Here is a 21,410-nt window from a genome sequence, read left to right as displayed (position 1 = left end):
TCTCCCTGGCAGTGGCAGATGGCGTGGAGTTCAGTTGCGCTATTCAGTGCGCCGGACGGAAAAGATTGGGTGCGAGTGCAGCACGAAGATGGCTCGCAGAAGCTGGTGCCTTGGCCTAAGTTCAAGGACTGGGCAACGGCGCTGCCGCCAGGCGTGGGTGTAGCGGATACAAGTCTCGGCGCGATCGCTGTAGACAACATCGTTGAGGCGATTCGCATTCTTCAGGGTTGCGGGTTCCGAGGTCCTTTTGTGGGAGCGTGGCAAGACGTGCTCGCCGGAAGTACAAGTCGACCAGCATCCGCTGCAGTAGGCGGATTGAAGCCGGCCGTTCCTCAGGCGGAGTACAACCGATACGCGGAGTTAAAAGGGCGCTCCAGGCCGCGCAAGTAGCCGAGCACTCCGTTTGACATAAACGCGCTCGCTTCGATCCCGCTCGGCGCCTCGAACATCCGACGTTGCCATTTTTGACCCTCCGCCGTCGTTCACCCATGTACGGGTCAGGGCGGTGACTCAATGACCGCATTGACGTCGAGACCGTGAACTTGGCGCCCACCAGCGACCGGCCGCTCCCGTTTAGGTTTGTTCGACATCTGCCCGGGGGCGCGCGCCGATGCCGTGACCCCAACGGGTAGAGGGCAGGTGTCGGACAAACCTCGAGGGAGGAAACCGCGGAGAACGGGGCGGTGTCGGCTCGCGCTATGGCGATTGCAGGCGCATGGTGGCGCGGTGAAGGTGCGTTCGATTGGGGCGCAGCCTCTCAGCGGCGAGGCGAGTGCGGGCATTGGTGTGGAACGTCGCCGCTGACAAGCTCGCGCACAGGTCAGGACCTGGTGGAACAGTGCGCCGAACACGAGCTGACCGTGTCGGCGGTTTAAGCGTCGACGAAGTCAGTTTGCGCTGGCGACAGAGAGCAGTCATGACGTGGACCGATGGGGTGGTGCGCGGATCGTCTCGCCGCGCGTGAAGGTCTGCACGATGGTCATTGCGTGGCCGCAGTGCGGGCAGACGAAGGTTGGCCGCGGCGTGTCCGCTGGATCCTCGTCGGGTGGTGGAACTTGCGGCGGCACTTGCAGCAGTTGGCGCACGAGCGCCAGGCTGGCTGTGCGGCTGCAGTTGGCCAGCAGCCCGTAGTGACGGATGCGGTGGAAGCCGCCGGGCAGCACGTGCAGCAGGAAGCGGCGCATGAACTCACCCGCGTCGAGCGTCATGGCCTTGTAGCGGGTCCGACCCTTGGCGCGGTAGTCCTTCCAGCGGAAGGTCACGCCGCGCTCGTCCAGCGCGATGAGGCGGCTGTTGGAGATGGCCACCCGGTGGGTATAACGCGATAGGTACGCCAGCACTGCTTCGGGCCCGGCGAACGGCCGCTTGGCGTAGACCACCCACTCGCATTGGTGCAGCGGTGCCAGCCAGCGCGCGAAGACGTCAGCGTCTGCCAGCGTCGTGTGCTCGCCGAAGAACTGCAACCGGCCGTCGCGGTGCGCCTGCTGCAGCGCTTGGAGGAAACGCCGACGGAACAGCCGCGACAGAACGCGCACCGGCAGGAAGAATCCGCGCCGACACGAGATCCAGTGTTTGCCGTCGCTCGACAAGCCACCCCCCGGCACGATGCCGTGTACATGCGGGTGGTGCATCAGCGCCGAGCCCCAGGTATGCAGGACCAGGGTGACGCCCAGACGCGCGCCAAGATGCTTGGGGTCGCCGCCGATGGTCAGCAGGGTCTCGGCGGCGATGTCGAACAGCAGGCCGTAGGCGACCGCCTTGTTGCAGTACGCGATGTCGGCGATGGGCGCCGGCAGCGTGAAGACCACGTGGAAATACTCCACCGGCAGCAGGTCGGCGGTGCGCGCCTCAAGCCAACGCTGGGCGGCGCTGGCCTGGCACTTCGGGCAGTGCCGGTTGCGGCAGGAGTTGTAGGCAATCTGATCGGCGCCGCAGCCGTCACAGCGCAAGACGTGTCCGCCCAGTGCCGCGGTGCGACACTGTTCGATGGCCGACATGACCTTGAGCTGGCCCAGGCTCAGATGGCTGTGCTGCGCCTGGCGCCAGGCGGGCCCGTGGATTCGGAAGATGTCGGCGACTTCCAGGGCGGCGCGCGCCACGGCGGCCGCATCATGACGACGGCAACGTCTCCAGCGGGCTGATCACCGCGCGCAGTACTTCGGTGGCCACGTGGGTGTACAGCGCGGTGGTCTCCAGCCGCTTGTGGCCTAGTAGCACCTGGATCACCCGGATATCGACCTTCTGCTCCAGCAGATGGGTGGCAAAGCTATGGCGCAGCGTGTGCATCGAAACGCGCTTGTCGATGTGGGCGGCGTCAGCGGCCAGGTGGACAGCGCGATTGAGTTGCCGCGTGGACAGCGAGTCCATGGGGTTGAGCCCTGGGAACAGCCAGCCGCCCGGCAGCATCTTGCCCTGCGCATGCCCCACTCGCCACCACGCACGCAGGCGCTCGAGCAGCACGGGCGAGAGCATGGCATAGCGATCCTTGCGGCCCTTGCCTTGCTCCACGCGCAGCGTCATGCGCTCGCTGTCGATGTCGGTGACCTTCAGTGCACAGACCTCGCTGGCACGCAGTCCGGCTCCATAGGCCACCGACAGCGCCGCCTGGTACTTCGGGTTCGGCGCCGCGGCGATCAAGCGGGCGACCTCGTCGCAGCTCAATACCACTGGCAGCGGGCGCGGCTGGTGCACGGGCTGCACCTTGACCATCAGCTCGGCGTGGCCCAGCGTCACATCGAAGAAGAACTTCAAGCCGCTGAGCGTAGAGTTGATAGTCGGCGGGGATGTACCGGTGTCGACCATGTGGAGTTGGAAGGCCCGAAGATCCTCGGCTGTGGCAGTGTCTGGCGATCGCTTGAGAAACGCGACGAGCCTGCGCACGGCGCGGATGTAGTGGATCTGCGTCTTGCCGTTGAACTTGCGCATGCGCATGTCGTCGATCATGCGTTGGCGCAGTGGAGACACGTCGGGCGTCAATGAGCTCATGGTTCTGCTCCAGTCGAAGGCGAGGCGTATTGCCTCGCCGTCAACGGTGACAGCAACTCAGGAAATGGGGCACCCGGCCTGGCGCGGAGCGCCTACCGCGCGAGCGGTTTAGTCCTCCGCTGCATAGCTGCCGCTCGGTCAGCATCGGCGAGCGACGGTAGCGGATCGAAAGCAGGCATCCAGCCGTTGACTCCGAGTTGGTGGTCGGTTCTCGGCCTCAGCTCACCTCAAGTCATCGGCTCAGGCATCGGCTTTGGCCCCGACGGTGGTTCGGGCTGCGGTCCCAGGGATGGCTTCGGTTCGGGCGGAGGCCGTGTCGCCATATGCGTTCAGTCTTTCGACAACGTCTGAACCAACGCCATGATGTTCCCTTCGCTGTCCCTGAACCAGGCTGCCTTGGCGCCGCCAGCCGTGATGGCCCCCTGCGCGCTGCGCTCGCCGGGCATGTCGTCATACTGCTCGAACTGGACGCCGCGCGCCTTGAGCGTCTGGATTTCCGCGTCGACGTCTTGCACTGACCAGAAGGCCTGACTCGCCCGCGACATGCCGGCGTTCGGCGTGGGGTAGAGGAAGGCAGCCGTGCCGCCGCCGAACTCATACACCACACCGCCGTTCGTCTCCTCTTTCGCGCGCAGCCCCAATTGGCCTTCATAGAACCGGCGCGCGCGGGCGATGTCCTTCACCGGAATGTACGAGTACATCGGGCATGCCTGCAGCATCACTTCTTCTCCAGGATGACCTGGAACCCGCCGAAGATCATGCGCTGGCCATCGAAGGGCATGTCCTTCATCTCCTTCATCCGTGGGTCATCCATGAACTTCTTCATGCCGGCGTCACGCAGCGCCTTCGATGGCCAGGCGATCCACGAGAACACGACGGTCTCGTCTTCCTTGCGCTTCACGGCCAGCGGAAACGAAGTGACCTTCCCTTCGGGCACGTCGTCGCCCCAGCACTCCACAATCTCCAACGCCCCGAGTTCCTTGAAGACCTGTGCGGCAACAGTGGCGTGGTGGAGGTACGTGTCCTTCTTGGCAGTTGGCACTGCGATCACGAATCCGTCGACGTAGTTCATGCGAGTTCTCCTGTTGGCGGCGCGCCGAATTACACGCCATCAAGACTACGACGACCCAGCGGAAGCAGTCTCGACACGTTGGTGTAACCGATGGCAGCTCAACGGTTCGACCCGACGCAGCAGTGAGTCGGAGTTCTGCATCCCGATCTGGCGCCCGCGGAATCGCATCGGCGCCGCGGCGCGACCATGGCCATGGTCCGAATGCTGCAGAACATCGCTGCAACGCGTGGCACTGACGTGTCTTCGTGGCTGTCGACCGCGGTGAGGGTTCACCATCGCTCCTGTCGTCGAAGCTCGCGGTTCGCCGAGCAGCTGCAGAACGCCCACGAGGCGGCTTGCGTTCTCGCACGAGCACCGTACGACGGCGTCGCGCTAAGCCCTCCGATCGAACGCTTGATCCACCCCGGAAACAGCCTGGTCCAAAGCTTCGATGAAAGCCCGCAACTTCAGCGACGCCACGCGCGTTGGCGGGTACACCACATAGACCTTCGGTCCAGGCGCCACGTAGTCGGTGAGGATCGGCTTGAGTTGCCCGCCTGTGATCGCATTCACCGCGATGAAGTTGCTGATCATGACGATGCCCATGCCCGCGATTGCGGCCTCCACCAACGAGTCGGCGTGGTTCACGTTCAGGTTCCCCGACACGCGCTTGGAGAATGACTGTCCGTCCTTGGCGAACTCCCACGGCCGATAGCCACCGGTGATCGGTGACACATATGCCAGGCAGTGATGCTGGTCCAGGTCGTCCGGCGTCTGCGGTTCTCCGTGCTTGGCCAGGTACTCCGGCGAGGCGAGGGCGGTGAAGCGCAAGCGGCACAAGGTGCGTGCAACCAGCCTCTCGTCGCTCACCTGCCCGATCTGGATCGCCGCGTCGAAGCCTTCATAGGCGATGTCGGCGACGCGATCACTGAGCTCCGCGTCCACAACGAGGCCCGGATGCCGTTGCGCCAGTTGCCTGAGTGCGGGAACGGCCACGCGACGCCCGAAGCCCACCGGCATCTGAACCCGCAGCCGTCCGTGCGGCGTTGCCTTGGTCAGGGTCAGCGCCCGCTCGGCCTCCTCGACCGACGCCAGGATCTCGCGGCAGCGGTCATAGAAGCTCGCCCCATCGTTGGTCAGCGTCACCAACCGGGTCGACCGGTTCAGCAGCCGCACCCCGAGCTCCGTTTCCAGGCGCGAGACCGCCTTGCTCACCGCGGACGAGGTCAGGCCCAGGCGCTGGGCGGCCGTCGTGAAGCTGCGGGATTCCGCCACGCGAGCGAAGACGACCAGCGTGTTCAGGTTTTGCATGGTGGCTCAGCCGTGGATTGCTGAATTTGATTCACAACTGATCAGAATTCTATGTGGTTGATCGATGTAATCCGCCTCCCTAGGATCGCGCCATGCTTTTGCAACAACCGGGACTCATTGGCGGGCTGCGGCTGAAGAACCGGGTCGTGATGGCGCCCATGGGCACCAACTACAGCACCACGGACGGCCTGTCCACCGCGCGCGACGTGGCCTACTACGCGGAGCGGGCCCGGGGCGGGGTGGGGGCGATCATGACCGAGGCGATGGTCGTGACGCAGCAGGCCCGGCCCCATCACAACTCGCTGTGCTGCTACCACGACCGCTTCATTCCCGGGCTGGCCAGCATCGTCGAGGCGATCAAGCAGCACGACTGCGCCGCCTTCGCCCAGCTGAACCACCGCGGCGCCCTGCTGCGGCGCTCTGTGCTCAACATGGAACCGGTGGGCCCCTCCGACTGGGTCAATCCGAACACCGGCGATGCGGTGCGGGCGTTGCGCGTGGGCGAAATCCACGAGATCCAGCGACTGTTCGTGGACGCCGCGCGCCGGCTCTGGCGCGCCGGCTACGACGGAGTCGAGCTCCACGCCGCCAACGGCTACCTGTTCCAGCAGTTCTTCACCAGCCGCATCAACAAGCGCACGGACGAATACGGCGGCTCGCTCGACAACCGCATGCGCCTGCTGCTGGAGACCATCGACCGCGTGCGTCAGGCGCTGCCCGACCTGCGCCTGATCGTGCGCCTGAGCGCCAGCGAATACCTGCCGGATGGCTACAGCCAGCAAGAAATCGTCGAACTCGCGAAAGCCGTGGAGCGCGCCGGCGTGGCCGCGATCGACCTGTCCGGCGGCAGCAATGAGAGCCCGCAGCTCTCCAAGTACTGCATCCAGCCGCCGTCCTTCCCTCGCGGCTGCCTGGGCCCGGTCGCCAAGCCGATCAGGGACGCGGTGTCCATCCCCGTGATGGTCGCCGGCCGCGTGGTGGAGCCCCGGGATGCCGAGGCCCTGCTGGAATCGGGCGCCGCCGACTTCGTCTCGCTGGGCCGCGCCCTCTACGCCGACCCGCACTGGTGCCTGAAGGCCTTCGGCAAGCTGGACACGCCGATCCGCAGGTGCATCGCCTGCAACGTGTGCTTCGAGCGCCTGACCACGGAGAAAGACGTCAGCTGCGTGCAGAATCCCATGGTCGGCACGGAGTTCGAGGGGCTCGAACATGTTTCACCCAAGCTGATTGCCAGGACGGCCCATCCCCGCCGCGTGCTGGTGCTGGGTGCTGGCGTCGCCGGCATCGAGGCCGCGCGTGTGCTGGCCAACAAGGGGCACCAGGTCGAAGTCTGGGAGCGCAGCGAACGCGTCGGCGGCCAGATCCACCTGGCGGTGGCCGCACCCGACAAGGAAGAGGTCCGCCCCGTGTGGGAAGACCGCTGGCAGGAGCTGCAGCAACTGCAGGTTCCGGTGCGCACCGGCGTCGACGCCGATGCCGCCCGCATCCGCGCCTTCGCTCCCGACCATGTTCTGCTGGCGACCGGATCGGCGCCGCGCAAGCCGCCGCTGCCGCTGGGGCGGCTGTCCCCCGAGGTCACCGTCTTCCACGCCTGGGAGCTGTTCGAGCAGCCGCAGGAGATTGCGCCCGGCGCGCGCGTCACCATCGTCGGCGCCGGAATGGTCGGCGCCGAGCTGGCCGACCTGCTGCGCCTGCAGGACTGCAGCATCCAGATGCTGGAGATGGCCAGCGGCGCCGCGATCGGCATGGCGCGCAACAACCGCATGGAGCTGCTGGAGCGGCTCGAGGCCGCCGGCGTGCGCACCATCACGCGCTGCAGGATCGAAGCGGCCATCGGTGACGTGCTGCACGTGCAGATTGCCGACCAGGCCCCGTCCGAGCTGCCCGTCGGCGACGTGCTGGTGTTCGCCACCGGCCCGGCCCCGCAGCTCGGTGCCCTGGCCGCGGTGGAAGCCGCCGGCGTGCCCCATACCCGCATCGGCGACAGCCAGGCACCCGGCGACTTCCTCGCCGCTGTGCGCGACGGCTGGATGACCGCCTTGTCGCTCGATGCCGAGCGCGACCTCCGGTCGCGCAGCCAACCCGCACCCCACAACGCCCCCGCCGGGAGCGCCGCATGAGCACGCCCAACACCCCTTCCAGCACGGCCGCCGGCCTGCCGCAGTACGAAGTCTTCGCGATCCGCTACGCCACCCGCGGCGGCAAGCGCGCCAACCACTTCCTGGGCGGCGACCCGCACGATGCGCCGATGCCCATGGACTACTACCTGTGGCTGATTCGCGGCAACGGCCGCACCGTGGTGGTCGACACCGGCTTCGGCCGCGAAGTCGCGCAAAGGCGCGGCCGCACGCTGCTGCGCCTGCCTGCCGAAGGTCTGGCCCTGCTGGACGTGGAAGCGGCGGCGGTGAAGGACGTGGTCATCACCCACCTGCACTACGACCACGTGGGCACCTTCGACGCCTTCGCCGGCGCTCGCTTCCACCTGCAGGACGACGAGATGGCGTACGCCACGGGGCGCTACATGTGCCACCGCCAGTTCAACCACGGCTACGAGGTGGAAGAGGTGATCGGCATGGTGCGCCTGGTCTACAAGGACCGGGTCGACTTTCACCGCGGCGACGCCGAGCTCGCACCCGGCATCACGCTGCACCGCATCGGCGGCCACACGCACGGCCTGCAGTGCGTACGCGTGCACACCGCGCGCGGCTGGGTGGTGCTGGCCTCCGACGCCAGCCATTTCTACGAGCACTTCGAGAAGAAACGCGTGTTCACCACCATGTTCAACGTCGGCGAGGCGGTGGACGGCTACGGCACGCTGCTGCGCCTGGCCGACTCGCCCCAGCACGTCATCCCCGGCCACGATCCGCTGGTGATGCAGCGCTACCCGGCCCCGAATCCCGCCCTCGAAGGCGTTGTGGCCCGCCTCGACGTGCAGCCCCAGAACGCCGCTTGAGCGGCGCATTGTCCAGACACCTCTCCAGGAGACAAGACATGAGATTCCCCCTGTTGTTCACCTTCTCCGCCGCGCTCGCCGCCCTCTGCGCCCCGGCCCTCGCCAACGACTACCCCAGCCGTCCGGTGCAGGTGGTCGTCGCCTTCCCCGCCGGCGGCAGCGCCGACATCGTCGGCCGCACCGTGATGCAGAAGATGAGCGAGCAGGTCGGCCAGCAGTTCGTGGTCGAGAACCGCACCGGCGCCGGCGGCAACATCGCCTTCCAGTTCGTCGCCGGCCAGAAGGCCGACGGCTACACGCTCCTGTTCAGCACGCCGGGCATCGCCATCAACCCGAGCCTGTACAAGAAGGTCAACTACAAGCTGGACGACTTCACGCCGCTCGCGCTGATCGGCGAAGCGCCGCTGGTGCTGTTGGCCGACCCCAAGTCGCCCTACAAGACCGTCCACGACCTGGTGGCCGCCGGCAAGGCCAAGCCGGACACGATCCGCTTCGCCAGCTCCGGCAACGGCAGCTCCTCGCACCTGGCGATGGACGTGCTGCGCGCGCAGAGCGGCATGCAGTACGTGCACATCCCCTACCGCGGCGGCGGCCCGGCCATGATGGACGTGATGGCCGGCCGGGTCGACGTGACCATGCTGCCGATTGCCGAGAGCATGCCTTACGTGCGCGACGGGCGCTTGCGCTCGCTGGGCCAGACCGGCAGCAAGCGTTCTTCGATCGCGCCCGACATGCCCACCATCGAGGAAGCCGGCGTCAAGGGCTACTCCTCCACCACCTGGTACATGGTGCTGGGCCCGGCCGGCATGCCCAAGGACGTGGTCCAGAAGCTCGAGGCGCAGATCGCCCGCGCGGTCAACACGCCCGAAGTGCAGGAAAAGCTCAAGGCCACGGGCATGACCATCATCAACGGCGGCTCCGAGGAGTCCGAAGCCTTCCTGAAGTCCGAATACAAGAAGTGGGCGCTGCGCATCAAGGCCTCGGGAACCATCCTCGAGTGAGTGCCATAGCGACACGACAGGAACGCAAGAAGCGATGAGCAGCACCACCCCCTCCCTGCTGGAAGGCGCCACCCGCACGCTGGCCGAGTTCTCGGCCCAGATCCGCTACCCGGCGATCCCTGCCGAAGTCATCGAACGGATGAAGACCAGCGTCCTGGACAGCATCGGCTGCTGCCTGTATGGCGCGACCCTGCCGTGGACGCAGCATGTGCAATCGATGGTGGAGGAAGAAGGTGCGAAGCCGGTGGCCTCCATCTTCGGGCACGGCAGCAAGACCTCGGTCGCCGGCGCGGTGCTGGTGAACGCCACCGCCGGCCATGCCTTCGAGCTCGACGACATCCACAAGGAGTCGATCGTGCACGCCGGCTCGATCGCGACCCCGGTGGTGCTGGCCCTGGCGCAGCAGCAGGGCGGCGTGTCCGGCAAGACGCTGCTGGCGGCCATGACGGCCGGCTACGAGATCGGCACGCGCGTCGGCAACGCCGCGACGATGGAGCTGTTCTTCCGCGGCTTCCATCCGCAGGGCGCGTCGGGCGTGTTCGTCGCGGCCGCTTCCGCGGCCCACATGCTGGGACTGGACGCCGTGCAGACGCAACACGCCCTGGGCATCGTCGGCTCGCAGGCCGGTGGCCTGATGGCGGCGCAGGAGGGCGCCATGGTCAAGCGCCTGCACTCCGGCCGCGCGGCCCAGAGCGGCGTCTATTCGGCGCAGCTCGCCCGGCGCGGCTTCACCGGCATCAGCGACGTGCTCGAGGCCGGCTACGGCGGCTATCTGAGCTCCTATTCGAACAAGCCCAACGCCCGGCGCCTCACCGAGGGCCTCGGTACGGTGTGGGAAGCCGGCAAGGTGGGCTACAAGCCGCATGCCTGCGTCACCAGCATCCACGCCGCGCTGGACGCCTTCGCCCACCTGATCCGCGAGCACGGCCTGTCGCCCAGCGACATCGCCAGGGTCGAAGTGGGCATGAGCCCGATGACCTACACCCACTGCGCCTGGGAATACAAGGCGCAGGGCGTGACCGCCGCGCAGATGAACCTGTTCTACGGCCTGGCCGTGATCGCCTTCGATGGCATGGCCTTCGTGGCGCAATACACACCGGAGCGCCTGGCCGAACCGCGCCTGCTGGACTTCATCCAGCGCATCGAAGCGCACGTCGATCCGGAGATCGAGGCCATGGGCCCGCCCTTCCGGCACGCCGCCCGCGTGGCCGTCACGCTGCGCAGCGGCCGGCGCTTCACGCACGAGATCCTGCACCGCCGCGGCAGCCCCGAAAACCCGCTGTCGCCCGCCGACGTGGAATACAAGTTCCGCCACGTGGTCGCCTCCTGCCTCACGCCGAAGGACATCGAACGCACCATCCAGCTGGTCGGCCGGCTGGAGCAACTGGACGACCTGTCCGAATTGATCGCACTGCTTGCCGCACCGCGCGCGCAGGCCTGATCCCCCGAATTCCCAAGCAAAGAGAACCATGACGCAAGCCGCCCCCGCCGCCACCGGCAAGACCACGCTCGCCGAGCAACTCGGTGCCCACTTCGCTGCCTTCGATTACGCCCGCGTGACCGACGCCAACCGGCGCTCCGTCAAGCGCCTGCTGCTCGACTACCTGGGCGTCGCCGTCTCCGGCAGCCAGACCGAAAGCGGCGCCGTGGCCCGCAAGTTCGCGGCCATCAGCGGCGGCCATGCGGAAGCGACGCTGATCGGCGGCGACGGCCGCGTGCCCGCGCAGCAGGCGGCGTTCGCCAACGCGATCTCCTCGCACAGCGTGGAGCTGGACGACATCGACGTGCTGGCGCTGTTCCACTTCAGCCCGCCGGTCTATTCCTCCGCGCTGGCGAGCGCCGAACAGGCCGGCGCCAGCGGCAAGGACCTGCTGGTCGCCCTGGCCGCCGGCTGCGAAATGATGGAGCGCCTGAGCAACGCGGCCAACTGGTCGCTGCGCAACCGCGGCTACCACACAACCCCCACCTGCGGGGTGTTCGGCGCCACCGTGGCCGCCGCCAAGATCCAGGGCCTGGATGCCGGGAAGATCGTCTCCGCGCTCGGCCTGGCCGGCGCCTCGGCCTCCGGCCTGATGGAGATGTACGGCCCGTCGATGCAAAAGCGCTTCAACCCGGCCCCGGCGGCACGCAATGGCGTGACCGCCGCCACCATGGCGCAGCTGGGCTTCACGGGCGCCGCCACCATCTTCGAAGGCGAGCGTGGCTTCCTGGCCGCCTTCACCGACAAAAACCAGCCTGAGAGGCTGGTCGAGAAACTGGACCAGCCGTACCAGCTGGACATCGAGTTCAAGCCTTATTCCTGCGCCCGTCCGATCCACAACGCGATCGACTGCGCGCTGGAGATCCGGCGCAAGCACGCGCCCGACCTGGAGCGCATCGTGTCCATGGAAATGGCGCGCCACCCCGACTGGGCCCTGTACCACCAGAATGCGCGGCCGCAGACCTATCACGAGGCGCAGGTGAGCGTGCCCTATTCGGTGGCCGTGGCCCTGACCGATGGCCAGGCCCTGTTCGCCCAATACAACGATCAGCGCCTGGCGGAGCCGCAGTTGCGGCGCCTGTCCGACCTGCTGCGCATCACCACCGACGCTTCCCTGCCGCGCGGCGTCTCCTGCCGCATGACCATGGTGATGGACGACGGCAGCCGCTACGTCTCGCAGGTCGACTACCCCAAGGGTTCGATCCAGAACGCGATGGACGACCAGGAACTGCGCGCCAAGTTCGACGCCCTGGTGCAGCCGGTACTGGGCGCCAGCCGCGCCGCCGAGATCGCGGCCATGGTGAACTCCATCGAGGACTGCAGCAACATCGGCCAGCTGATGCAGCTGACGCAGCAGCGCGCGGGGCGCTGAGGCATGGCCGCCGAGCTGCCGCGCTACGAAGTCATCGCGCTCAAGTACGCGAGCCGCGGCGGCGCGCGGCCTGACCACTTCGTCGGCGGCGATCCGCACGACCGGCCCATGCCCATGGACTACTTCCTCTGGGTGGTCCGCAACGAGGACCGCCTGGTCCTCGTCGACACGGGCTTCAACCAGGACATGGCCGTCAAGCGCCACCGCACGCTGCTGCGGCGCCCGGGCGAGGCGCTGGCGCTGGTCGGCGTGGCAACGCGGGACGTGCGCGACATCGTCGTGACCCACATGCACAACGACCACGTCGGCACCTTCGAGGAATACCCGAACGCGCGCTTCCACCTGCAGGACGACGAGATGGCCTTCGCCACCGGCCGCTTCATGTGCTGCGACCGCTTCGCGCGTCCGTTCGAGGTGGAGCACGTGACCGGCTTCGTGCGCCTGGTCTACCAGGATCGCGTGGCCTTCCACGATGGCGACGCCGAGATCGCACCCGGCATCAGCGTGCACCGCATCGGCGGCCACACGGCCGGCCTGCAGTGCGTGCGGGTGCACACCGGGCGCGGCTGGGTCGTGCTGGCCTCGGACGCCAGCCACTACTACGAGCACTTCGAGCAGCAGCGCTGCTTCCCGCTGGTCTACCACGTGGGCGAGATGGTCGAGGGCTTCGCTCGCCTGCGTGCGCTGGCCGACTCGCCCGAGCACGTGGTGCCAGGCCACGATCCGCTGGTGGTCGAGCGCTATCCGGCGCTGTCCCCACAGCTGGAAGGCATCGCCATGCGGCTGGACCAGGCGCCCCGCAAACCCTGAGCCCCGCGCGCCCTCCGAATCAGAAGACAGGACATGAACATGCAGCAACACCGCACCGCGCCGCGCCGGCGCCTCCTCGCTCTCGCCGCCGCCCTGCTGGGCGCGACGGCCGCCTTCGGCGTCGCCTTGCCGGCGCAGGCGCAGGACCCCTATCCCAGCCGTCCCATCAGCCTGGTGGTCGGCTTCCCGCCCGGCGGCTCCAACGACATCGTGGCGCGCATCCTGGCGCCGCGCCTGGGCGAACTGCTTGGCGCTGCGGTGGTCGTGGTGAACAAGCCGGGCAGCAACGCGCTGATCGGCACCGACTTCGTCGCCCGCGCCGCGCCCGACGGCTACACCCTGACGCTGGCGAGCGCCAGCCCGCTGGTGATCAGCCCCAACACCTACGCCAAGATGCCTTTCGATCCGGTCAAGGACCTGACCGGCATCACCACCGTGGCGGCGACCCCGGAGCTGGTCGCAGTGCATCCCTCGGTACCGGCCAACAACCTGGCCGAGCTGGTGGCCTTGTCGAAGAAAAAGCAGGTGACGCTGTCCTCCTCCGGCAACGGCGGCCTGCCGCACCTGGCGATCGAGCTGCTGCGCACGGCCTCCAGGGGCGACTTCCTGCACGTGCCCTACAAGGGCGCCGGCCCGGCGGTGACCGACACGGTCGGCGGCCACGTCAACGGCGTGATCATGGACCTGCCGGCGCTGCAGGCGCTGGTCAAGGAAGGCAAGCTCAAGCCGCTGGCGATCACCAACACGCAACGCTCGCCGCTGCTGCCGCAGACGCGCACCTCCGGCGAAGAAGGCTTCCCGAGCGTGCTGGCCTTCAACTGGTTCGCGGTGCTCGGCCCGGCGGGCCTGCCGAAGCCCATCGTGGACAAGCTGCACAAGGCCTTGCTCGACACGGTGGCGACGCCGCAAGTGCGCGAAGCCATGCTGAAGGTCGGCGTGGAGCCGATGACACATGCGTCGCCCCAGGCTTATGCGGCCTTCATGCAGGAAGAGCTGCAGCGCTGGGGCAAGGTGGCCCGCGACTCCGGCGCTCGCGCCGATTGAGGGGCGGGGCATGGACGACCTCGACGCCTGGAAGAAGCTGGCGCGCGCCCACCGCGGTGTCACGCTGGAGCTCGCTGGCTTCGTCGCCTCGCTGCCGGCGCGGACCATTCCCGCAGCGACCGAAGCCGTGCTGGCCAAGGCGGTGGTGGACGCGATCGGCTGCGGGCTCTATGGCCTCACCACCGAGTGGGGCGGCATCCTGCATCGCTTCGCCGCGCAGCAAGGCGGTCCGGCGGAGGCCGCACTGTGGGGCGGCGGCGGTGCGCGCGTGAGCGTGGGCCACAGCGTGCTGGCGAGCGCCACGGCCGTCCACAGCTTCGACTTCGACGACCACAGCCGCGCCAAGATCCATCCGGGCGCGGTGGTGATCCCGGTCGCCCTGGCGCTGGGCGAGCGCGTGGGCGCCGACGGCCGGCGCCTGCTGCAGGCGATCGCCGCCGGCTACGAGACCATGAACCGCGTCAGCCAGGCGGCCAATCCGGCTCGCGCCCGCATGCGGGGCTGGCATCTCACCGGCACCTGCGGCACCTTCGCGGCGGCGGCCACTGCCAGCGTGCTGCTGGGGCTGAATGCCGAGACCACCGCCAGCGCGCTCGGCCTGGCCGGCACGCAGTCGGCCGGTCTGTGGGCCTTCACCAGCGATGGCTCCATGAGCAAGCGGATCCATCCCGGAAAGGCCGCGCAGGACGGCGTGACCGCGGCGCTGCTGGCGCAGGCCGGTTTCACCGGGCCGCGCCACATCCTGGAAGCGGAAGATGGCGGTTTCCTGTTCGCGATGTCCGACGCACCGCGGCCGCAGCGCCTCACCGAAGGCCTGGGCACGCTCTGGCACAGCGACGCCACCTGCTTCAAGCCGCACGCCTGCTGCGGCAGCAACCACGCCTGCATCGACGCGGTGCTGGAGCTGTTGCGCGAGCAACGGCTGGCCGTGAGCGACGTGCAGCGGGTGGTGGCCGGCATTGCGCGCGTGGTGCAGACGCAGACCGGCTTCGATTACGAGGCCGATTCGGTGCTGAACGCGCAGATGAGCCTGCGCTACAACATCGCCGTCGCCATGATGGACGGCCAGGCCTACCTGGAACAGTTCACGCCTGAACGCATCGTCGAGGCCAGGGTGGTGCAGCTGGCGCGCCGGGTGGAAATCGAGGTGCACGAGGACGTGGACCGTGCGTACCCGGAGATCTATGGCGGCCGCGTCACCCTGGTGCTCAAGGATGGCAGCACGGTGAGCCGGCTGGTCGAGTACTCGCGCGGGATGCCGGAGAACCCGATGCCGCACCCGGAGGTGGAGCGCAAGTTCCTGTCGCTGGCCGGCGCCGCGGTCGGCCAGGAGCAGGCCGCCGCCATCCTCGCCCAGGCCAATGGCCTGTTCGCCGCCGACTCGGTGGCGCCCCTGAACCAGCTTCTGGCCACGTCCACCGTGGCCGGGCTGCGCCCGCGCAGCCACTGAAAGGAAGTATCCGTGTCCCTGCGTATCCTGCGTGTCGCCCTTGCCCTGGCGCTGTCGCTCGCCGGCACCCTGTCGGCGGCACAAACCTTTCCGAGCCGCCCGGTCAGGCTCATCGTGCCTTTCCCGCCGGGAGGCGGCACGGACATCCTGGCGCGGCCGATCGCGCAGAAGCTGTCCGAACTCTGGGGCCAGCCCGTGGTGGTGGACAACCGTGGCGGCGCCGGCGGCAACATCGGCACCAAGGCGGCTGCCGACGCGCCGGCGGACGGCTACACGCTGATCCTCGGCGTGCAGGGCACCCATGCCGTCAACCAGAGCCTGTATGCCCATCCGGGTTTCGATGCGACGCGCGACTTCGCGGCCATCACGCTGATCGCCAACACGCCGAACATCCTGGTGGTGCATCCTTCGGTGCCGGTGCACTCCATCGCGGAACTCAATGCGCTGGCGCGCAAGGAGCCCGGCGCGCTGAACTACGCCACCCCCGGCAACGGCACGCCCTCGCACCTGGCGACCGAAATCTACAAGAGCATGACGGGCGTGAACCTCACGCACGTGCCGTACAAGGGCAGCGGCCCGGCGCTGTCCGACATGCTGAGCGGCCAGACCCAGCTGTGGATCGCGAATGCGCCGGTGGTGCTGCCGCACATCAAGGCCGGCAGGCTGCGCGCCCTGGCGACGACCAGCGTCACCCGCCCGAGCGTCGCCGCCGACATTCCGACCCTCGATGAAGCGGGCCTCAAGGGCTACGAGGCTGATACCTGGTACGGACTGTTTGCTCCCGCGCACACGCCCGACGCCGTGCTGGACAAGATCCACGACGACATGGTCAAGGTGCTGAACCTGCCGGAGATCCGCAGCACCTTCGCGGCCCAGGGCGCCGAGGTCGTCGGCAGTTCGCGCAAGGACTTCACGTCAAAGGTGAAGCAGGACGTGGCGAAGTGGCAGAAGGTGATCCAGCAGCTGAACCTGCGGATCGACTGACATGCTCGCTGCCCGACTCGGTGCGTTCGCCGCCCAGGTTTCGATGGAGCGCGTGCCCGCAAGCGTGCGCCACGCGGCCAGGCTGCGCGTGCTGGACACCTTGGGTGCCGGCCTGGCCGGCGTGCAGTTGGGCAACCACCTCCCGCTGGCGGCGCTGCTCGAGTCCAGCGGCACGATGCAAGTCTGGGGCGAGCGCTGGACGCGCTCGGCGCGCGAGGCGGCACTGGTGAACAGCTTCGCGGTGCACTCCACCTATCTGGAGGATGGCTCGCGCTACACCGGCGGACATCCATCGGCGGTGGTGATCCCCGCCGTGCTGGCGATGGGGCAGGCGCGGCGGGCGAGCGGCAAGGAGATGCTGGCGGCGACGCTGGCGGGCTACGAAGTCTTCCTGCGCCTGGGGCGCGCGGTCTATCCGGCCTGCGTGCGCCTCGGATTCCAGAGCACGGCCATCCTGGGTGCCGTGTCCTCGGCCGCCGCGATCGCACGCCTTCTGGGACTGAACGCCGAAGCGGCCGGGCATGCGATCGCCATCGGCGCCAGCCTGGGCTCGGGCTTCAAGGAATCGCTGAAGACGCCGCAAACGCAGCCGCTGCAGGTGGCGCGCGGCTGCGAGGCCGGCATCCTGGCCGCGCTGCTCGCGCAGCAAGGCCAGCCCGGAGCGCCGGCGGTGATCGAGCGCGGGCTGCTGCCTGGCTTTGGCGGCCGCATCAGCGGCGAGGACGAGGCGAGCGTGCTGGCCGGGCTCGGCGTCGATTACCTGCTGCCGCAAACCTATTTCAAGCGCCACGCCGGCTGCCGCGGCAACCATGCCCCCGTCGACGCCGCGCTGGACCTCGCGTTGGCGGAAAAGCTCACGGCCGGCGACGTTGCCTCGGTGCGCGTCGGCGTCGACAGCGTCACGCGCGCCGCGGCCATCGAGCCGCCGCGCGACGGCAAGCAGGCGCAGATGAGCGTCGGCTTTTCGGTGGCGCTCGCCTTGCTGAAGGGCCACGCCTCCGTCTACGACTACACCGACGCGGTGCTGAACGATCCGGCGCTGCGCGAGCTGATGCAGCGCATCGAGGTGGGGGTGGATCCCAAGCTCGACGCCGGCTACCCGCAGCGGCGCGGCGCGTGGGTGGAGGTCACGCTGCGCAGCGGCAAGGAACTGCGCGGCACGGTGCCCAACGCGCGCGGCGAGCCCGAATGCCCGCTCACCGAGCAGGAAGTCCGGGAGAAGTTCCGCACCCTGGCGGCGCCACGCATCGGGGCGCGCACCAACGCGCTGGAGCAGGCCGTGCTGGCACTGGAAGACACGGACGGCGAGGCGCTGGCGGCCTTGCTCGCGCTGCAAGACAAGTAAACCCGCGCGCCATGGCGCGCGATCGACACGCAGGACACAAGGACAGGGAAATGAAGATGACGCCCGGACACGCATTCCGCCGCGCGGTGCAGGAAGAATTGCCACTGCAAGTGGTGGGCGCGATTAACGCGAATCATGCCTTGCTGGCGCAGCGGGCCGGCTACCGCGCCATCTATCTCTCGGGGGGCGGCGTCGCCGCCGGCTCGCTGGGCCTGCCTGACCTGGGCATCACCAACCTGGAGGACGTGCTGACCGATGTGCGCCGCATCACCGACGTTTGCGATGTTCCCCTGCTGGTGGACGTGGACACCGGCTTTGGTTCCTCCGCGTTCAACGTGGCGCGCACGGTGAAGTCCGTGCAGAAGGCGGGCGCCGCGGCGATCCACATCGAAGACCAGGTGGGCGCCAAGCGCTGCGGCCACCGCCCGAACAAGGAGATCGTCAGCCAGCAGGAGATGGTGGACCGCATCAAGGCGGCGGTGGACGCGCGCACGGATCCTGATTTCGTGATCATGGCCCGCACCGATGCGCTTGCCGTCGAAGGGCTGCAGTCGGCGCTGGAGCGTGCGCAGGCGTGCGTCGAGGCCGGCGCCGACATGGTCTTTCCGGAAGCGGTGACGGAGTTGGGACTCTACAAACAGTTCCGCGCAGCGACCCACGCGCCGGTGCTCGCCAACATCACCGAGTTCGGGCAGACGCCGCTGTTCACCGTGGAACAGCTGCGCGCCGTCGGCGTGCAACTCGTGCTGTATCCGCTCTCCGCGTTTCGCGCCATGAACAAGGCGGCCGAGGCGGTGTACCGGGCGATCCGCCAGGACGGCACCCAGGCGAGCGTGCTGGATCTCATGCAGACGCGCGCGGAGCTGTACGAGCGGATCGACTACGACCGCTACGAACAGAAACTCGACCAGCTGTTCGCTCAGGCCAGGGCGAAACCGTCGAAGTGAGAGCGGGCGACGATGCCGCCCGCCCGCCCGGGCGCATGCTCGTACTGATACGGCACGGCGAATCGACGGCCAACCTGGAGGGCCGCTACGCCGGGTGGTCGGATGTCGCTCTCACGCAAGCGGGGATCGAGCAGGCCCGTGCGGCCGGCCGCAAGCTGCGGCAGGCCGGGCTGGAGTTCGACCTGTGCTACACGAGCGTCCTGAAGCGGGCAACACACAGCCTGTGGCATTGCCTGGATGCGATGGACAGGACCTGGGTTCCGGTGGTGAATTCGTGGCGCCTGAACGAGCGGCACTATGGCGCGCTCCAGGGGCTGAGCAAGGCTGAAACGGAGCTTGCTTTCGGACGCGATCAGGTGCGCCTGTGGCGCAGGGGGTTCGGTACACGCCCCCCCGCGGCAGGTGATGCAGATCGGCTCGGCATCCAGAACGACTGCCGTTACGGCGGGCTGGATCCTGCGGACATCCCTGGCTCGGAATCGATGCAGGACACGGTGGTGCGACTGGAGCTCCTGTGGGATCACGCGATCGCGCCGAGTGTTGCCAGTGGCAGGCGCGTACTGGTCGTGGCGCACGGAACGACCCTGAGGGCGTTCTCGCGGCTGCTGAGCGGGTTGCGGGACGAGGAAGTGGAGCGGATGGAGGTGCCAAACGGTGCCCCGTTCGTCTATGAACTGGACCACGAGTTGAAGACTGAGCGCGTGCGTCGGTTGTGAGCTTCCATGGGCAGGTGGCCCTGCCTGCTTGTGCGGCCTGCGGCGCGGCGAAAGAATCGTCCCGCTTTCCCCTGTGAGGGCTCGTGCCTTTATGCACGACATGAACCACCCTGACGGGATTCCCTGAATCCCGGGGCGGGCCATGGAATCCCCTTTCCTTTCGGAGATTCCATGCAACAGTTCCAGGACGGCCAGGCGGCCGACATCCGCGCCGACCTGATCGACGCGGACTTCAACTACCGGCGTCGCTACCACCCGGACAGGATGGCCAGCCTGCAGGCGGACATCCGCCAGCGCGGGATCATCCAGCGCGTGATCATCCGGCCGCGCGACAACGGCCGTTTCCAGCTGGTCGTGGGCAACCGCCGCTACCGCGCCTTCGTCGCCGAGTTCGGCCGCGAGGCGCCGGTGAAGTCGGAGATCCGCATCCTCAGCGACCTGGAGGCCACCGCGATGATGGCCGCGGAGAACGGCGAACGAGAGGATCCTTCGGTCATCGAGGATGCGGAGCTGGCTTCGCGCATGCTCGGCGTGGTCAAGGGCGACCGCGACGAGGCGGCCCGGCGCCTTGGGTGGGAGCGCAGGAAATTCGACCGCCGCGTCGCGCTCATGAACGCCACCCAGGCGGTGCGTGACGCCTATCTGGAGGACCGCATCGGCGTCGGGCACGTGGAGATCCTGGCGGCCCTTCGCAAGGAGGTGCAGGACCGGGTGATCCAGGTGATCCTGCAGCAGCCGGCAACTCCCAGCGTGGAGCAGCTCAAAGCGATGGCGGAGCAGTCGCTGCAGAACCTCGAGACTGCCATCTTCGACCGCACCGAATGCGCCGGCTGCCAGTTCAACACCGGCAACCAGCGGGCGCTGTTCGACCAGAGCTTCAGCGGCACGCGCTGTACCAACCGGGAGTGCTTTGGCCAGAAGACCGAAGCGCAGCTCGAGGCACGCAGGATCCAGATGCAGGAGACTTACCAGGTGGTGCGCATCGTGCGGCCCGGGGACAACTCCACCGTCATCGCGCTGCGTGCCGATGGCAAGCGTCCGGTGGGCGCAGAACAGGCCGCCGCGTGCCGCACCTGCGCCAGCTTCGGTGCGTGCGTCTCCGGTGTGTCGGACTCGCTGGGCAAGGTCTACGAAGACGTGTGCTTCGACCAGGCCTGCAACGACCGGAAGGTCAACGCCTGGCGACACCACCTGAAGGCAGTGGAGGAGGCGGCCAGTGCCCAGCAGGAGGCCAGCCAGGTGCAGGCCGCCGCGGCGGCCGCCACGCCGGCGAGACCGGGAGCTGCTGGCCAAGGGACGCAAGCGAACGCGCAGCGCCCGGCGTCAAGACCGGCTCCGCCCCCGCCCGACGCCGCGCAGATCCGCAACGCGATCAACGAGTACCGCGAGTCGATCTGGCGCGCGGTATTTCACCGGGCGGCGCTGAAACTGCCGGTCCTTGAGAGCCGGCAACTGCTGCTGGCGCTGCTTGCCCACCGTCCGGGATTCCTGGACCACCACAAGGCGATCGACGCCATCCACAAGGTCCTGGGGGTGGAGATCCCCACGGTGGGTGCCAGGACCAGAAAGCTCATGGAGACCGTGCAGGCGCTCGACCAAGCCCAGGTGGGGGCTGCCTTCCAGCATCTGGCCGCGCACGTCAGCAAGGACATGCCGATCGAGGACGTGGTCGGCCTTCTCCAGGCGCTCGGGGTCAAGCTCGAGGACCACTGGAAGGTCAATGAAACCTTCTTCGAGACGCTCACCAAGACCGAGCTCGATGCGGTGTGCGTGGAAGTGGGACTTGCCGATGCCGCGGGCAAGCACTACGCCCGGCTGCAGAACGGCTCCAAGAAGGACTTCGTGAAAGCCATGCTGAAGGTCGAAGGCTTCAACTACCTGGGGGCCATCCCCCGGATGATGCGCTGGGACTTCGGCGTCTGATGAACCTGGCCCACCCTCGCGGTGGGCGCTTCTTCTTG

General features: G+C 68.0%; 18 protein-coding genes. 13 read left to right on the top strand and 5 right to left on the bottom strand.

Annotated features, from left to right (window positions below):
- Nucleotides 1–914: 914 nt before the first annotated feature.
- The 5 genes from WG923_RS17375 to WG923_RS17355 all read right to left on the bottom strand — a co-directional run bounded on the left by WG923_RS17375 (nt 915) and on the right by WG923_RS17355 (nt 5,347).
- On the bottom strand, nt 915–2,099 hold the full coding sequence (locus tag WG923_RS17375) for an IS91 family transposase (protein ID WP_340352241.1): 1,185 nt from the start codon (nt 2,097–2,099) through the stop codon (nt 915–917).
- 10 nt (nt 2,100–2,109) lie between these two features.
- Nucleotides 2,110–2,985 carry a tyrosine-type recombinase/integrase gene (locus WG923_RS17370; RefSeq protein ID WP_340352240.1) on the bottom strand — a complete coding sequence of 292 codons (876 nt, stop codon included), beginning with the start codon at nt 2,983–2,985 and terminating at the stop codon, nt 2,110–2,112.
- A gap of 329 nt (nt 2,986–3,314) precedes the next feature.
- Nucleotides 3,315–3,704, bottom strand: coding sequence for a VOC family protein (locus WG923_RS17365; protein WP_340352239.1), 390 nt, complete (start codon nt 3,702–3,704; stop codon nt 3,315–3,317).
- On the bottom strand, nt 3,704–4,057 hold the full coding sequence (locus WG923_RS17360) for a DUF1428 domain-containing protein (protein ID WP_340352238.1): 354 nt from the start codon (nt 4,055–4,057) through the stop codon (nt 3,704–3,706). Before WG923_RS17360 ends, WG923_RS17365 begins: the two co-directional genes overlap by 1 nt.
- 372 nt (nt 4,058–4,429) lie before the next feature.
- Entirely contained in the window at nt 4,430–5,347 is a 918-nt protein-coding gene (locus WG923_RS17355) for a LysR family transcriptional regulator (RefSeq protein WP_340352237.1), read from the bottom strand.
- A 92-nt stretch (nt 5,348–5,439) separates the two neighbouring features.
- On the opposite strand from WG923_RS17355, the gene WG923_RS17350 reads away from it, so the two are divergent.
- The 13 genes from WG923_RS17350 (at nt 5,440) to WG923_RS17290 (ending at nt 21,372) form a co-directional block, all read left to right on the top strand.
- Nucleotides 5,440–7,467 (top strand): NAD(P)/FAD-dependent oxidoreductase, encoded by a 2,028-nt coding sequence (locus WG923_RS17350; RefSeq protein WP_340352236.1) that lies wholly within the window; start codon nt 5,440–5,442, stop codon nt 7,465–7,467.
- Nucleotides 7,464–8,300, top strand: coding sequence for an N-acyl homoserine lactonase family protein (locus tag WG923_RS17345; protein ID WP_340352235.1), 837 nt, complete (start codon nt 7,464–7,466; stop codon nt 8,298–8,300). Before WG923_RS17350 ends, WG923_RS17345 begins: the two co-directional genes overlap by 4 nt.
- A gap of 38 nt (nt 8,301–8,338) precedes the next feature.
- The gene (locus WG923_RS17340) at nt 8,339–9,301 is read left to right on the top strand and encodes a Bug family tripartite tricarboxylate transporter substrate binding protein (RefSeq protein WP_340352234.1); all 963 of its coding nucleotides are present in this window, start codon (nt 8,339–8,341) and stop codon (nt 9,299–9,301) included.
- Nucleotides 9,302–9,335: 34 nt separating this feature from the next.
- On the top strand, nt 9,336–10,742 hold the full coding sequence (locus tag WG923_RS17335) for an MmgE/PrpD family protein (protein ID WP_340352233.1): 1,407 nt from the start codon (nt 9,336–9,338) through the stop codon (nt 10,740–10,742).
- A gap of 28 nt (nt 10,743–10,770) precedes the next feature.
- A complete protein-coding gene (locus WG923_RS17330; protein ID WP_340352232.1) occupies nt 10,771–12,153 on the top strand; it encodes an MmgE/PrpD family protein in 1,383 nt (460 codons plus the stop codon).
- 3 nt (nt 12,154–12,156) lie between these two features.
- Nucleotides 12,157–12,963, top strand: a complete 807-nt coding sequence (locus WG923_RS17325; RefSeq protein WP_340352231.1) for an N-acyl homoserine lactonase family protein — start codon at nt 12,157–12,159, stop codon at nt 12,961–12,963.
- Between the two features lie 33 nt (nt 12,964–12,996).
- The gene (locus WG923_RS17320; protein WP_340352230.1) at nt 12,997–14,007 is read left to right on the top strand and encodes a Bug family tripartite tricarboxylate transporter substrate binding protein; all 1,011 of its coding nucleotides are present in this window, start codon (nt 12,997–12,999) and stop codon (nt 14,005–14,007) included.
- Between the two features lie 10 nt (nt 14,008–14,017).
- Nucleotides 14,018–15,457, top strand: coding sequence for an MmgE/PrpD family protein (locus tag WG923_RS17315; protein WP_340352229.1), 1,440 nt, complete (start codon nt 14,018–14,020; stop codon nt 15,455–15,457).
- Between the two features lie 12 nt (nt 15,458–15,469).
- Entirely contained in the window at nt 15,470–16,441 is a 972-nt protein-coding gene (locus WG923_RS17310) for a tripartite tricarboxylate transporter substrate binding protein (protein WP_340352228.1), read from the top strand.
- Nucleotide 16,442: 1 nt separating this feature from the next.
- On the top strand, nt 16,443–17,786 hold the full coding sequence (locus tag WG923_RS17305; protein WP_340352227.1) for an MmgE/PrpD family protein: 1,344 nt from the start codon (nt 16,443–16,445) through the stop codon (nt 17,784–17,786).
- 50 nt (nt 17,787–17,836) lie between these two features.
- Entirely contained in the window at nt 17,837–18,733 is an 897-nt protein-coding gene (gene prpB / locus WG923_RS17300; protein ID WP_340352226.1) for a methylisocitrate lyase, read from the top strand.
- Nucleotides 18,730–19,449, top strand: a complete 720-nt coding sequence (locus WG923_RS17295) for a 2,3-bisphosphoglycerate-dependent phosphoglycerate mutase (protein ID WP_340352225.1) — start codon at nt 18,730–18,732, stop codon at nt 19,447–19,449. Before prpB ends, WG923_RS17295 begins: the two co-directional genes overlap by 4 nt.
- Nucleotides 19,450–19,620: 171 nt before the next feature.
- On the top strand, nt 19,621–21,372 hold the full coding sequence (locus tag WG923_RS17290) for a PRTRC system ParB family protein (protein WP_340352224.1): 1,752 nt from the start codon (nt 19,621–19,623) through the stop codon (nt 21,370–21,372).
- The last annotated feature ends 38 nt before the right edge of the window (nt 21,373–21,410 follow it).

The organism is Ramlibacter sp. AN1133 (assembly GCF_037890035.1).
Taxonomy (GTDB): Bacteria; Pseudomonadota; Gammaproteobacteria; order Burkholderiales; family Burkholderiaceae_C; genus Ramlibacter.
This window is presented reverse-complemented; position numbering and strand designations above follow the sequence as displayed.